Origin of the sequence: Polaromonas sp. (assembly GCF_029945925.1) — a bacterium.
In the GTDB taxonomy this organism is placed as follows: domain Bacteria; phylum Pseudomonadota; class Gammaproteobacteria; order Burkholderiales; family Burkholderiaceae_C; genus Polaromonas.
On sequence record NZ_JAQSDN010000067.1, the window covers coordinates 25,884 to 38,788 of the forward strand.

The 12,905-nt window shown below is 65.1% G+C and carries 10 protein-coding genes; 6 read left to right on the forward strand and 4 right to left on the reverse strand.

Features of this window, described 5'->3' with window-relative positions; genetic code table 11:
• Window positions 1–11 precede the first annotated feature (11 nt).
• The 3 genes from PSV40_RS21870 to PSV40_RS21880 all read right to left on the reverse strand — a co-directional run bounded on the left by PSV40_RS21870 (window position 12) and on the right by PSV40_RS21880 (window position 4,922).
• Window positions 12–344 (reverse strand): BON domain-containing protein, encoded by a 333-nt coding sequence (locus PSV40_RS21870; RefSeq protein WP_300541892.1) that lies wholly within the window; start codon window positions 342–344, stop codon window positions 12–14.
• Between the two features lie 533 nt (window positions 345–877).
• Entirely contained in the window at window positions 878–3,190 is a 2,313-nt protein-coding gene (gene xdhB / locus PSV40_RS21875) for a xanthine dehydrogenase molybdopterin binding subunit (RefSeq protein WP_300542027.1), read from the reverse strand.
• A gap of 172 nt (window positions 3,191–3,362) precedes the next feature.
• Entirely contained in the window at window positions 3,363–4,922 is a 1,560-nt protein-coding gene (locus tag PSV40_RS21880; RefSeq protein ID WP_300541894.1) for an FAD binding domain-containing protein, read from the reverse strand.
• A gap of 78 nt (window positions 4,923–5,000) precedes the next feature.
• Between PSV40_RS21880 and PSV40_RS21885 the strand changes: the two genes are divergently transcribed.
• The 6 genes from PSV40_RS21885 to PSV40_RS21910 all read left to right on the forward strand — a co-directional run bounded on the left by PSV40_RS21885 (window position 5,001) and on the right by PSV40_RS21910 (window position 11,926).
• On the forward strand, window positions 5,001–5,933 hold the full coding sequence (locus tag PSV40_RS21885) for a LysR family transcriptional regulator (RefSeq protein WP_300541896.1): 933 nt from the start codon (window positions 5,001–5,003) through the stop codon (window positions 5,931–5,933).
• A gap of 60 nt (window positions 5,934–5,993) precedes the next feature.
• A complete protein-coding gene (locus PSV40_RS21890; protein WP_300541898.1) occupies window positions 5,994–7,571 on the forward strand; it encodes an ABC transporter ATP-binding protein in 1,578 nt (525 codons plus the stop codon).
• A complete protein-coding gene (locus PSV40_RS21895; protein ID WP_300541900.1) occupies window positions 7,558–8,643 on the forward strand; it encodes an ABC transporter permease in 1,086 nt (361 codons plus the stop codon). Before PSV40_RS21890 ends, PSV40_RS21895 begins: the two co-directional genes overlap by 14 nt.
• Window positions 8,643–9,563 carry an ABC transporter permease gene (locus tag PSV40_RS21900; RefSeq protein WP_300541902.1) on the forward strand — a complete coding sequence of 307 codons (921 nt, stop codon included), beginning with the start codon at window positions 8,643–8,645 and terminating at the stop codon, window positions 9,561–9,563. Before PSV40_RS21895 ends, PSV40_RS21900 begins: the two co-directional genes overlap by 1 nt.
• Window positions 9,564–9,648: 85 nt before the next feature.
• Complete coding sequence (locus PSV40_RS21905; protein ID WP_300541904.1) at window positions 9,649–10,800, forward strand: BMP family ABC transporter substrate-binding protein; 1,152 nt, start codon at window positions 9,649–9,651, stop codon at window positions 10,798–10,800.
• A gap of 85 nt (window positions 10,801–10,885) precedes the next feature.
• Window positions 10,886–11,926: an adenosine deaminase gene (locus PSV40_RS21910; RefSeq protein WP_300541906.1), complete on the forward strand. Its 1,041-nt coding sequence runs from the start codon at window positions 10,886–10,888 to the stop codon at window positions 11,924–11,926.
• 36 nt (window positions 11,927–11,962) lie between these two features.
• Here the strand turns inward: PSV40_RS21910 and PSV40_RS21915 are convergent, their stop codons facing one another.
• Window positions 11,963–12,775 carry a response regulator gene (locus PSV40_RS21915; RefSeq protein ID WP_300541908.1) on the reverse strand — a complete coding sequence of 271 codons (813 nt, stop codon included), beginning with the start codon at window positions 12,773–12,775 and terminating at the stop codon, window positions 11,963–11,965.
• Window positions 12,776–12,905: the final 130 nt, after the last annotated feature.

Consider the following 12,905-nt stretch of genomic DNA (forward strand, 5'->3'; position numbering starts at 1 on the left):
GGGGCTGTGCTTTACTGCTTGACGGTCAACTTATTGTGGATGGTATGGGCGCCCTGGGCGGCCCGTGCGGCGCTGATGGCGGTATCGATCTGCGCCTGGCTTGACACGACACCCGTGAGCCGAACGTCGCCCTTGGTCGTGACGACAGTGATGTCCAGCCCCGCCAAACCGGGTTCCTTGTTCAGTGCAGATTTCACATGGTTGGTGATGTCGGCATCTGAAACGTTGGCAGCTGCGCTGGCAGCCGGAGTCAGGGTTGCGCTCGGGGTCTCTGCCTTGTTGCATGCGGTCAGCAGCATCGTGCAGCAGGCGGTCAACAGGAAAATTTGGGTGATGGATTTCATGGGATTCCTTCGTGGGATGTGGGCAATAAAAGCGCCTTGCTCTGCGGCTTTACTCGGTGGGAAAGGTTGAAAGGCTTGAGAGCCAGTGGTTAGCTCTGGACCTTGGGACCATGTTGCAGGCGTGCAGCTGAACCTAAGCTGAACAAGAACGCGCGCTCGGCGGCGTTTGAGCCAATTCGTTGCGTCATCGACCCGTGTGGGCTCTTTGACGGGGCCTATTCAGCGTGGCCTTTGACGAGTCAGGCTGTCCTCCCTTCAGCGCTTCCGGCACGCGGATCGCTTACAGGAAGAGCGGCTTGCCAGCGGCCTTGCTACCGAACACCTTGTGCTACCGGTTCGGCTCGAGGTCCACCTTGAAGTGTTCGGGGATGCTGCCGGTCGCAGGGATCTTGTAGCGGCCGGGCCGACTTGGGCTGGGGTCGTTAAGTCAGGCGTTGCACGGGGGCGTGAAGGACTCCTATCCCCAGCATCGCTAGATCGTGCAGGCCACATCGTAAAACACTGCTGGCTAGCCATCCACGATAAATATTGATTTAGGGACGCTTGAGGGCCTTCAGCACATGCTCCGCCGTCGCCGGCGCTTCCAGTCTGACCGCGCCCGGCCGGGCCGCCGCCACCGCCTCTTTCAGCGCCTCCAGCACACTGATCGCCAGCATGAACGGGGGTTCACCCACAGCCTTGCTGCCGAAGACGTTGTCCTCGCGGTTCGGCTCGGGCCAGAGGTCCACTTTGAAGTGTTTGGGGATGTCGCCGGTGGCCGGAATCTTGTAGGTGCTGGGGGCGTGGGTGCTCAGCAAACCCTTGTCGTTCCAGACCAGCTGCTCGGTGGTCAGCCAGCCCATGCCCTGCACAAAGCCGCCTTCGATCTGCCCGATGTCGATGGCCGGGTTGATGCTGGTGCCCACGTCGTGCAAGATGTCCACCTTGAGCACACGGCTTTCGCCGGTCAGCGTGTCAATGGCGACCTCGCTGCAGGCAGCGCCGTAGGCGAAGTAATAAAACGGCCGGCCGGTCAGCGTGGTCTTGTCGTAGTGGATTTTCGGCGTGCGGTAAAAACCGTCGCTCCAGAGCTGGATGCGGTTGGCATAGGCCAGGCGCACCACTTCCGGGAAAGGCCGGCTGCCGGCGGGCGAGCTGATTTTGCCGCCGGCAAAAGACACGGCGCCGGCGCCGCAGCTGTCCAGCCCGGCGACGAACTGCGCCAGGTTGCCCTTCACATTGCGCGCGGCATACTGCGCGGCGCGCGCGTTGAGGTCGGTGCCGGCCGAGGCGGCGGTGGCTGAGGCGTTCGGTATCTTGCTGGTGTCGCTGGCCGTGGCCAGAACGTCTTCGAAAGCCACGCCGAGTTCGTCGGCGACGATTTGCGCGACCTTGGTGTTCAGGCCCTGGCCCATCTCGGTGCCGCCGTGGTTGACCTGCACGCTGCCGTCGGTGTAGACATGCACGAGTGCGCCGGCCTGGTTGAACAAGGTGGCGGTGAAGGAGATGCCGAACTTGACCGGCGTGATCGCGATGCCGCGCTTGATCACCGGGCTTTTTTCGTTCCATGCCGAAATGGCCTGGCGCCGGCTCCGGTATTGCGCAGACAGCTCCAGTTTTGATAGCAAAGGGTCGAGGATGTTGTCTTCGACCTTCATCTGGTAATGGGTGGTGTTCCTGTCTTCCACGCCGTACAGGTTGCGCTTGCGCACATCCAGCGGGTCCAGGCCCAGATGCCGCGCGATGTCGCCGAGAATGGTTTCGATCAGCACCACACCCTGCGGGCCGCCGAAGCCACGGAAGGCGGTGTGGCTTTGCGTATTCGTCTTGCAGCGGTAGGACGCGATCTCCACGTCTTCGAGAAAGTAGGCGTTGTCGGTGTGGAAAATCGCGCGGTCGGCCACCGGGCCGCTGAGGTCGGCGCTGAAGCCGCAGTTGGCCGCCATCATGAGGTTCAGGCCGTGCAGGCGCCCGCTGTGATCGAAACCTACGGTGTAGTCGTAGGCAAAGGGGTGGCGCTTGCCGGTGACCAGAAAGTCGTCGTCGCGGTCCAGCCGCAGCTTGATGGGGCATTTGAATTTGTTTGCGGCAATCGCGGCCCACACGGCCAGGTGGCCGGCCTGCGTTTCCTTGCCGCCGAAGCCGCCGCCCATGCGCCGGCATTCGACACGCACCGCATGGTTGGCTGTACCCAGCGCGTGCGAGACCCAGTGCTGCACCTCGCCCGGGTGCTGGGTGCTGGAATACACCAGCCACTGGTTCTGCTCCTGCGGCAGCACGTAGGCGATCTGGCCTTCGAGGTAGAAGTGTTCCTGGCCGCCGACCTCGAGCTGGCCGGAAAGCAGGTGGGGGGCCGAAGCCAGCGCCTGCGCCGCGTTGCCGCGTTTCACAAACACCGGCGGCAACACATAGCTTTCGGCCTTCAGCGCCTCGCGCACCTTCAGGATGGCCGGCAGTTCCTCGATGTCGAGTTTGACCTTGCGTGCGGCGCGGCGTGCCTGCATCACCGAGCCGGCAACCACCAGGCCGATGACCTGGCCGATGTGTTCCACCGTGTCGGTCGCAAACACCGGCTCGTCATGCACAAAAGTGGCCAGCAGCGGGTCGCCCGGAATATCGCCTGCCAGGACGACACCGTGCACGCCGGCCATGGCCAGTGCGGCGGCGGCATCCACGCCGCGCAGCCGGCCGTGGGCGATGGTCGAGAGGATGGGTGCCGCGTACAGGGTGCCGCGCGCTTCCAGGATGTCGTCCACATAGGTTGCGGCACCGGCCACCTGCGCGCGGGCGCTTTCGTGTTTGTGCGAGTGGCCGGCAGCGCCGCGCGCGGGCTTGTTCGCTGCGGCTGGGGCGGCCACGGGCGGCATGGGGACCACGGGCGCGGCCGGGTTGTCGGCGCGGCTGACCGGGCCTTCATCGTGGTTCTTTTCCCGGGCGTTCATTGCGCTTTTTTCCCAAGGCTGTCATTGCGGACTTGTTCCGCCATCCATTCCCCGGCCAGGTGTGCAGACATGACAAATTGGTTGGTTTTTTGAATGCTCACGTGGCTTCTTCCAGAACAAAGGACTCCAGATTGATCTGCTGCAAACCCTGGCTCTCCAGCCAGAAGCGCTGCAGCAAATTGCCCAGCACCTCGCTGCGGTAGGCGCCCGAGGCGCGCATGTCGGAGATCGGCGAAAACTCGGCGCGCAGGGTGCTGATGGCCTGCTGCACGGTGGCCGCGGTCCAGGGCCGGCCGGTGAGGACGGCTTCAGTCTGCGAAGCGCGCACCGGTGTGGCCGCCACGCCGCCGGCGCCTATCGAGGCGGAGTTGACCTTGCCATCTTCCACTTGCAGCTTGATCGCCAGGCAAACGGCAGAGATGTCGTCGTCATACCGTTTGGAAATTTTGTAGACGCGCAGCAACTCCTGCCCCTCACCCTCGCCCTCTCCCCAGAGGGGCGAGGGAGCAGCAGCGCCCGGTGTTGTTCCCTTTCCCTGCGGGAGATGGTCAGGGTGAGGGCTGCCAGGCCGGGGCACCTTGATCCAGGCCAGCAGCTCGTCTTTGGCCATCACATTCTTGCGGTAGCCGGTGTAGAGCTGCTCCAGCGGCATCTCGCGGTGGCCACGCACACTCATCAGCACGACATTCGCGCCCAGTGCGATCAGCAGCGGCATCGAGTCGCCGATCGGCGAGCCGTTGGCCACGTTGCCGCCCAGGGTGCCGGCGTTGCGCACCGGCAGGCCGGCGAAGCGATGGGCAAAAGCCTGCAGCTGCGGCCGGTCGGCCACCAGTGCGGCAAAGGCGTCGCTGAGCGTGACGGCCGCGCCGATGGCGACGTGGTGCTCGTAGTGCTCTACCCGCCGCAGTTCCTCCACCCGCGTCAGGTCCAGCACCTGGCCGAACTGCCTGTGCATCTTGGTCACCCAGAGGCCGACGTCGGTGCACCCCGCGACGAGCTGGGCGTCGGGGTGGGCGGCGCGGGCGGCCAGCAGTTCAGCCAGGGTCCGCGGCGCGTTGTAAGCCAAATCGGCCTCCAGCCCTTGCTGCTTATGCGCAAGCAGCTCCAGTTTTGATAGCAGATCGGCCTCGTCCACCGGCACGGCGGGCAAGGCCGCCATCTGCTGCGCAGCGTCAAAAATTGGCCGATAACCGGTGCAGCGGCACAGGTTGCCCGACAGGTCCTGCTGCGCCAGCTCGCGCGTGATGGTCTGGCCCTGGCAGACATGATTCTGGTACATGCCGAACAGGCTCATGACAAACCCGGGGGTGCAGAAGCCGCACTGCGACGCATGGCAATTCACCATGGCCTCCTGCGCCGGGTGCAGCGTGCCGTCGGCGGCGGCCAGGTCCTCAACGGTCCACAGCGCCTGGCCGTTCACCGAATGCGCCAGCTTGATGCAGCTGTTGACGGCCCGATAAGACAGGCGTCCGCCTTCGGCCTCGCCGACCACCACCGTGCAGGCGCCGCAGTCGCCTTCGCCGCAGCCTTCCTTGGTGCCGGTGCAGCCCAGGTCCTCACGCAGCACCTCCAGCAGCGTGCGGCTGGGTGGTACATTGGCGAGCGCGACCACCTCGCCACCCCGGATGAATTGAATGGTTTTAAGAGGCGAAGACATGTCCATGTTTCCTAGGGTAAACCCAATCGTTCCGGGCCGGTATACCCATCGTCGTATCAGAGCGATGCACAAAAAGGTATGAAAGACCAGGCCTTATTCGACAAGATAGACCTCCATCTCATAAGGGTCTTGAACACCGTGCTGACCGAACGCAGCGTTTCGCGCGCCGCCATCCGCCTTGGAATGTACCAACCCGCCGTCAGCGCCGCGCTCAAGCGCCTGCGCGAGCTGGCGGGGGACCCGCTGCTGGTGCGTTCGGGCGCCGGCATGGTGCCCACCGACGCCGGCCTGCGCATGATCGACCCCTCGGCGCGTATTCTCCGGGCGGCCGAGGTGTTGTTCAGCGACGCCCGCGGGTTCGATGCGGCCACCGCCACCCACACCTTCAGCCTGGCCTGCAGCGACTACATGGACCCGCTGTTTCTGCCGCAGCTCGTGGCGCAGATCAAGAACCTGGCGCCGCTGTGCCATGTGGACATTCACCCGCTATCGGGCGAGTCGGACTACCGCACGCGGCTGGCGCAGGGCGAGGTCGACATCGTGGTCGGCAACTGGCCGGCGCCGCCGGGCGACCTGCACATGGCGCGCCTGTTCGGCGACGAGGTGGTCTGCCTGGTGGCCAAAAACCACCCGGCGGTACGCCGCGGCTGGGACAGCGCGAGCTGGCTGGCCGCCGAACACGTGGCGCCGACGCCCACCCACCCGGGCGCCAAGGGCGTGATTGATGAGCACCTGGACAAGCTGGGCCTGCAGCGCAACATCACCGTGCGCTGCCCGCACTTCGGCCTGATTCCCGCCATGGTGGCCTCCAGCCTGCTGGTGCTGACCACCGGCCGCCAGTACTGCGAGCGTTACACGGCGACCTTGCCGTTGAAGATCCTTCCCTGCCCGGTAGACTTCCCCCGCATGATGTATTACCAGCTCTGGCATGAGCGCACCCATGCCTCGGCGTCGGCCAAATGGCTGCGCGACCGTGTCAAGACGGTGGCTTCGGCGCTACGAAAAGAATAGCTGCCTGCGCTTGATGCACAAGGGCTGGAGCCTTGAAACATATATAAGAACCAAGAGACAATGTCCGCTTCCACCGTTCCTTCAGACCCGCCGCCCGGCCCGCCGTCCGCTGCCGCGCCGCGCCTGCGGCTCACCGGCATCACCAAGGCCTACCCGGCGGTGGTCGCCAACAGCGATGTGTCGCTGACGGTCCAGCCCGGCGAGATCCACGCCGTGCTCGGCGAAAACGGCGCCGGCAAATCGACGCTGATGAAAATCATCTACGGCGCGGTCAAGCCCGACGCCGGCCGGGTTGAAGTCGATGGCCGCCCCGTGGTGATCCGCAACCCGCAGGAGGCGCGTGCGCTGGGCATCGCCATGGTGTTCCAGCATTTCAGCCTGTTCGACACGCTGACCGTGGCTGAAAACGTGTGGCTCGGCCTAAGCAAAAGCCTGAGCCTGGCCGAGGTGTCGCGCCGCATCATCGCCACCACGCAGGAGTACGGCCTGCAGCTCGAACCCACGCGGCCGGTGCACACGCTGGGTGTGGGTGAGCGCCAGCGTGTGGAGATTGTGCGTTCGCTGCTGACCGACCCCAAGCTGCTGATTCTTGACGAGCCGACCTCGGTGCTGACGCCGCAGGCGGTGGAGAACCTGTTTGTCACGCTGCGCCAGCTCGCCGCACGCGGCTGCAGCATCCTGTACATCAGCCACAAGCTGCACGAAATCCGTGCGTTGTGCACGGCCTGCACGGTGCTGCGCGGCGGCAAGGTCACCGGCGTCTGCGATCCGCGCGAGGAGTCCAACGCCTCGCTGAGCCGCCTGATGATTGGTGCCGAGCCGCCGGCACTCGAGCACCGCGAGCAGCCCGCCGGCGCCATGGTGCTGGAAGTGCGCGACCTGAGCCTGGCGCGGGAAGACCAGTTTGGCGTGGACCTGCAACACATTGCGCTGACGGTGCGCGCTGGCGAGGTGGTCGGCATTGCCGGTGTCTCGGGCAACGGCCAGAAGGAGCTGCTGTATGCGCTGTCGGGTGAAGACAGACGTGCGGCGGGCGACAGCATCCAGGTTGCGGGGCAGGGCGTGGGCCGGCTCGGCCCCATGCAGCGCCGAGCGCTGGGCCTGCATTTCCTGCCGGAAGAGCGGCTCGGGCGCGGGGCCGTGCCGACGCTGAGCCTGGCGCACAACCTGCTGCTCACGCGAAGTGATGCGGTGGGGCGCTGCGGTTGGCTCAAGCTCGGCGCCCTGCAGGCGCAGGCGGCCGGCCTCATCGCCCGCTACCAGGTCAAGGCCGGCGGCCCGCAAGCGGCGGCGCAATCGCTGTCGGGCGGCAACCTGCAGAAATTCCTGGTCGGCCGCGAGATCGAGGCCCAACCCACACTGCTGATTGTTTCGCAGCCGACCTGGGGGGTGGACGTGGGCGCCTCGGCGCAAATCCGTGGCGAACTGCTCAAGCTGCGCGACAAGGGCTGTGCGGTGCTGGTGGTCAGCGAAGAGCTCGAAGAACTGTTCGACATCTGCGACCGCCTTTACGTGATGGCCAAGGGGCAGATCTCGCCGGCCCTGCCGCGTGCCGATGCGACGGTGGCGCTGGTCGGGCAGTGGATGAGCGGACTGTGGAATGACCATGCCGTGGAGGGTGCCCATGCTCAAGCTTGAAGCCCGGCCGCAGCCCTCGCGATGGTGGAGCCTCGGCTCGCCACTGCTGGCGTTGCTGATCACGGTGGTGATCGGTGTGTTGCTGTTTGCGGCGCTGGGCAAGGACCCGGTGCGCGGCCTGCAGATCTTTTTCTGGGAACCGGTCAAGTCGCCGTATGCGCTGAGCGAGCTGATGGTCAAGGCGACACCGCTGCTGATCATTGCGCTGGGCCTGGCCGTGTGTTTTCGCTCCAACGTCTGGAACATCGGCGCCGAGGGCCAGTTTGTCATCGGTGCGGTCGCAGCCGGGGGCGTGGCCCTGCTGGCCGGCAAAACCACCGGCCCGTGGATCGTCCCGGCGATCATTGCGGCCGGTGTGCTGGGCGGCATGGCCTGGGCCGGCATCACGGCGCTGTTGCGCGACCGCTTCAACGCCAATGAAATTCTGGTCAGCCTGATGCTGGTCTATGTGGCCGACATGGTGCTCAGCTACCTGGTGTTCGGCCCCTGGAAAGACCCGCAGGGCTACAACTTTCCGCAGACCAAAACCTTCGAGGCGGTGACGCAGATCCCGCGGTTGATGCAGGGCTCGCGGGTCAGCATCGGCCTGTTGATCGGTCTGGCCGGCGCGGTGGCCTTGTGGCTTTTCCTGTTTCGCACCCGGGCCGGCTTTGCCCAGCAGGTCGGCGGCCTGGCGCCAGCCGCGGCGCGTTACGCCGGCTTTTCGTCGCGCAAGGCCTTGTGGGTGGCGCTGCTGACCTCCGGCGGGGCCGCCGGGCTGGCCGGCGCGCTGGAGGTGGCCGGTCCGATCGGCCAGCTCACGCCTTATGTGCCGGCCGGCTACGGCTTTGCCGCGATCATCGTGGCCTTTGTCGGGCGGCTGCATCCGGCCGGCATGGTGTTTTCGGCGATTCTGATGAGCATGTTTTACATCGGCGGCGAACTGGCCCAGTCGCGCCTGGGCCTGCCCAAGTCGCTGACCGGGGTGTTCCAGGGCCTGCTGCTGTTCAGCCTGCTGGCCTGCGACACGCTGATCACCTACCGCGTGCGCTGGACGGGCCGCGTCAAACCCGTCATGAAAGGCGCCCGCTGATGGACTCCTACGCCTTGCTGCTGGCGGCCACCCTGAGCGCCGGCACCGTGCTGGCGATTGCTTCGCTGGGCCTGCTGATCAATGAAAAAGCCGGCATCGTCAACCTGGGCGCCGAGGGCATGATGCTGTGCGCCGCGATTGCCGGCTTTGCCGCCGTGGTGCACAGCGGCAACATCTGGCTCGGTTTTGCCGCCGGCATGGCGGCCGGGGGCTTGCTGGCAGCCATTTTCGGCGTGCTGGTGATCTGGCTCAACACCAACCAGTACGCGACCGGGCTCGCGCTGAGCCTGTTTGGTGCGGGTTTCTCGGCCTTTGCCGGCATCAAGTACGTGCAGGAGAAGCTCCCCGAGCAGGGCCAGTACGCCTTGCCCTGGCTCGCCGACCTGCCTTTTGTCGGGCCGGCGCTGTTTCGCCAGCACCCCATGGTCTACATCGCCATGGCGCTGACGCTCGGGATGATCTGGTTTTTGTACCGCACGCGCGCCGGTCTGGTGCTGCGCTCGGTCGGTGAAAGCCCGGAGTCGGCGCACGCCCTGGGTTACCCGGTGCGGCGCATCCGGCTGGCGGCGGTGGTGGCCGGTGGCGCGCTGTGCGGCCTGGCCGGTGCCTATGTCTCGGTGGTCTACACGCCGCTGTGGGTCGAAGGCATGATTGCCGGCAAGGGCTGGATCGCGCTGGCCCTGACCACCTTTGCCACCTGGCGCCCGGCACGGGTGTTGCTTGGTGCGTACCTGTTCGGTGGCGTGACCATGCTGCAGTTTCACCTGCAGGGGCTGGGCGTGGATGTGCCGCCCCAGTTCCTGACCATGCTGCCCTACCTGGCCACCATCGTGGTGCTGGTGCTGATCTCGCGCAACCCGCGCTGGATCAGGCTGAACATGCCGACATCGATTGGAAAGCCTTTCTACCCCGGTTCATGATGTTCCCGGCCCATAATCTGGGGTTTGCCACCTCGCCAACCGTTCATCGCAACCGTTAACTGCAACCGTCCTTACAGGAGATGACATGACTGACCTACACAAACGCTCACTGCTCAAGCTGGCTGCCCTTTCCGCAGTCGCTTCCGCGGCCCTCATCGGTTGCGGCAAAAAGGAAGAGCCCGCACCGCCTCCGGCCGCCGCGCCTGTGGCCGCGCCGGCACCGGCCAAAGTGGAGCCTTTGAAGATTGCATTTGCCTACGTCGGCCCGGTCGGCGACGGCGGCTGGACCTTCGCGCACGACAACGGCCGCAAGGAAATCGAAAAGGAATTTGGCGACAAGGTGGTCACCAGCTTCGTCGAAAAAGTCCCCGAGTCGGCCGATGCGGAACGTGTGATCCGCGACATGGCCAGCCAGGGCAACAAGCTGATTTTCGGCACGACCTTCGGCTACATGGAGCCCATGCTCAAGGTGGCCGCCGACTTCAAGGACGTGAAGTTCGAACACGCCACCGGCTACAAGACGGCTGACAACCTGCGCACCTATGACAGCCGCACCTACGAAGGTGCCTACATGGCCGGCGTGATCGCCGGCAAGATGAGCAAGACCGGCACGCTGGGCGTGGTCGGCTCGGTGCCGATTCCCGAGGTGGTGCGCAACATCAACAGCTTCACGCTGGGTGCGCAGTCGGTCAACCCCAAGGTCAAGACCAAGGTGGTCTGGGTCAACGAGTGGTTCAACCCACCGAAGGAAACCGAAGCCGCCACCGCGCTGATCAACGGCGGCGCCGACGTGTTGTTCCAGAACACCGACTCGTCGGCCGTGCTGCAGACCGCCGAGAAGATGAACAAGCGCGCCTTCGGCTGGGACTCGGACATGACCGCCTACGGTCCCAAGGCCCACCTCGGTTCGGCCGTGATCAACTGGGGTCCTTACTACATCAAGGCCGTCAAGGACGCGCTTGAAGGCAAGTGGGCGACCGGCCAGACCTGGTGGGGCGTGAAGGAAGGCGCGATCGACATGGTGTCGATTGCCGCCGATGTGCCCGATGACACCAAAAAACGCATCGACGAAATCAAGGCCGGCCTCAAGGATGGCAGCTTCTCGATCTGGAAAGGCCCCATCATGGACAACACCGGCAAGGAACTGGTGGCCAAGGACGCCGTGGCCGACGACAAATTCCTGGGTGGCCTGAAGACCTACGTCAAGGGCGTGGAAGGCAAAGTCCCGGGCAACTGATGCCTTGCTCCCTCTCCCCCCGGGAGAGGGCAGGGGTGAGGGTCCCAGCTGCCTTGAGGCAGCTTTTTTCGTTTTTGGAGCCGACATGAATTCCGTCCGACCGGTATCCCCCGACCGCCTGCCCGCGCTGCTGCGCGCCATGCCCAAGGCCGAACTGCACATCCACATCGAAGGCTCGCTCGAACCCGAGCTGATCTTTGCGCTGGCCCGGCGCAACGGCATGACCTTGCCTTATGCCAGCGTGGAAGAGCTGCGCAGCGCCTACGCCTTCACCAATCTGCAGAGTTTCCTGGACATCTATTACGCCGGCGCCAGCGTGCTGATCACCGAGCAGGATTTCTACGACATGACGCGGGCTTACCTGGCGCGGGCCGCGCAGGACAACGTGATCCACGCCGAAATCTTTTTTGACCCGCAGACCCACACGGCGCGCGGGATCAGCATGGAAACCGTCGTCAAGGGCCTGCACCGCGCCTGTGTCGATGCGCAGGCCGAGCTCGGCATCAGCGCCGCGCTGATTATGTGTTTCCTGCGCCACCTCAGCGAGGAAGAAGCTTTCGAGACGATGGAGCAGGCGCTGCCTTGGCGCGACCTGATCATCGGCGTGGGGCTGGACTCCGGTGAGGTCGGCAACCCGCCCGAGAAGTTTGCGCGTGTGTTTGCACGCTGCCGCGAACTCGGGCTGCACCTGGTGGCGCATGCGGGCGAGGAGGGTCCGCCGGAATACATCTGGACGGCACTGGACCTGCTCAAGGTCGAACGCATCGACCATGGCGTGCAGTCCGCCAAAGACCCGTCGTTGATGCAGCGCCTGGCGAAAGACCGCATCGCCCTGACGGTGTGCCCGCTGTCCAACCTCAAGCTGTGTGTGTTCCCGGACCTGGCGCAGCACAACCTGCGCCAGTTGCTGGATGCCGGGCTGGCCGCGACCGTCAACTCCGACGACCCGGCCTATTTCGGTGGTTACATGAACGAGAACTTCACGCAGACTTTTGCGGCCACCGGCATGGATGCGCAGCATGCCTGGACGCTGGCGCGCAACAGTTTCGAAGCCAGCTTCGCCGACGCAGCGGCCAAACGCGGCCACCTGGAACGGCTGGCCGCGTGTTTCGAGAGTTTTAGCTAGGGTCGGTTAACAGCCCTGGCCCCGGGCGCTTGCAGCTCAGGACTTGGCGTCCCGGTTGACCCAGGGGTCGGGTGCTGCGCCGGGGGCGGCCGGGGCTTCCGGCAGACCCACCACGGTCCTGACCGCCCGCATCAGCGCGTCGGCCTCGAAAGGTTTGGTGACATAACCGTCGGCGCCACCGGCCAGGCCCTTGATCACGGATTCACGTGTGGCCTTGCCGGTCAGCATGATGACAGGTACGTTTTTCAGCGCCGGATGCTGGCGCAGCCGAAGCAGGATGTCAAAACCATCGGCGTCGGGCAGCATCACGTCGAGAAGAATCAGGTCGGGAATCGGCGGCTTGCGGAATTCGGCCACCACTTCCGCGCGGTTGCCCGCCAGCCGGACCTGGAAGCCTTCGAAGGAGAGATAGGTCTGGATGAACTTGGCGAGCATGGGCTCGTCGTCCACCACGATGGCCGACAGCATCTCGCCGGGCGCCAGCTTGCGGGCCGGTCCGCGGCCGCGCGCGATGCTGACGTAGTAGCCGGCCTTCTTGAGGGACGCAGCGCCCGAGTCGGCCTCGGCCTCGGCATTGGACAGGGCGAGCTGGTTGAGCTGGATGTTGAACTGTTCGGTAAAGGGATCGTTCTCCGCCTGCGCCAGCAGTCCGCGAATCAGCAGGCTCTGCAGGGTCGCTGCCAGTGTTTCGGCGGGGATGGCAGGCATGCCCGCACTGATTTGCGCGAAGCTCAGGATGCCGTCGATGCGGATCAGCAGCTCAATCTCGGCGGGCGGCAGCGTGGTTGCGCCGCTTCGCAGTTCCTGCTGGCCCTTGGGCGTGAGTTGGTAAACGTCGTTGTCCCGCATAGTCGCTGGTTTTCCTGGTGGGGGGGCTTCTGCGGCCCGGAGAAAAGGCCATGTTTTCAGGACGATTATCGCCGCTTCGGGGCGGGGCGGGCTTCTTCGGTGTGCTACCGTGTGCACGGGATAGTTCGCC

Excerpts from the sequence above, each read along its gene's own strand:
- PSV40_RS21905 (WP_300541904.1), top strand. The coding sequence starts at position 9,649 with ATGACTGACCTACACAAACGCTCACTGCTCAAGCTGGCTGCCCTTTCC.
- PSV40_RS21915 (WP_300541908.1), bottom strand. The coding sequence starts at position 12,775 with ATGCGGGACAACGACGTTTACCAACTCACGCCCAAGGGCCAGCAGGAA.
- PSV40_RS21890 (WP_300541898.1), top strand. The coding sequence starts at position 5,994 with ATGTCCGCTTCCACCGTTCCTTCAGACCCGCCGCCCGGCCCGCCGTCC.
- PSV40_RS21910 (WP_300541906.1), top strand. The coding sequence starts at position 10,886 with ATGAATTCCGTCCGACCGGTATCCCCCGACCGCCTGCCCGCGCTGCTG.
- PSV40_RS21895 (WP_300541900.1), top strand. The coding sequence starts at position 7,558 with ATGCTCAAGCTTGAAGCCCGGCCGCAGCCCTCGCGATGGTGGAGCCTC.
- PSV40_RS21870 (WP_300541892.1), bottom strand. The coding sequence starts at position 344 with ATGAAATCCATCACCCAAATTTTCCTGTTGACCGCCTGCTGCACGATG.
- PSV40_RS21900 (WP_300541902.1), top strand. The coding sequence starts at position 8,643 with ATGGACTCCTACGCCTTGCTGCTGGCGGCCACCCTGAGCGCCGGCACC.
- xdhB (WP_300542027.1), bottom strand. The coding sequence starts at position 3,190 with ATGCCGCCCGTGGCCGCCCCAGCCGCAGCGAACAAGCCCGCGCGCGGC.
- PSV40_RS21885 (WP_300541896.1), top strand. The coding sequence starts at position 5,001 with ATGAAAGACCAGGCCTTATTCGACAAGATAGACCTCCATCTCATAAGG.
- PSV40_RS21880 (WP_300541894.1), bottom strand. The coding sequence starts at position 4,922 with ATGTCTTCGCCTCTTAAAACCATTCAATTCATCCGGGGTGGCGAGGTG.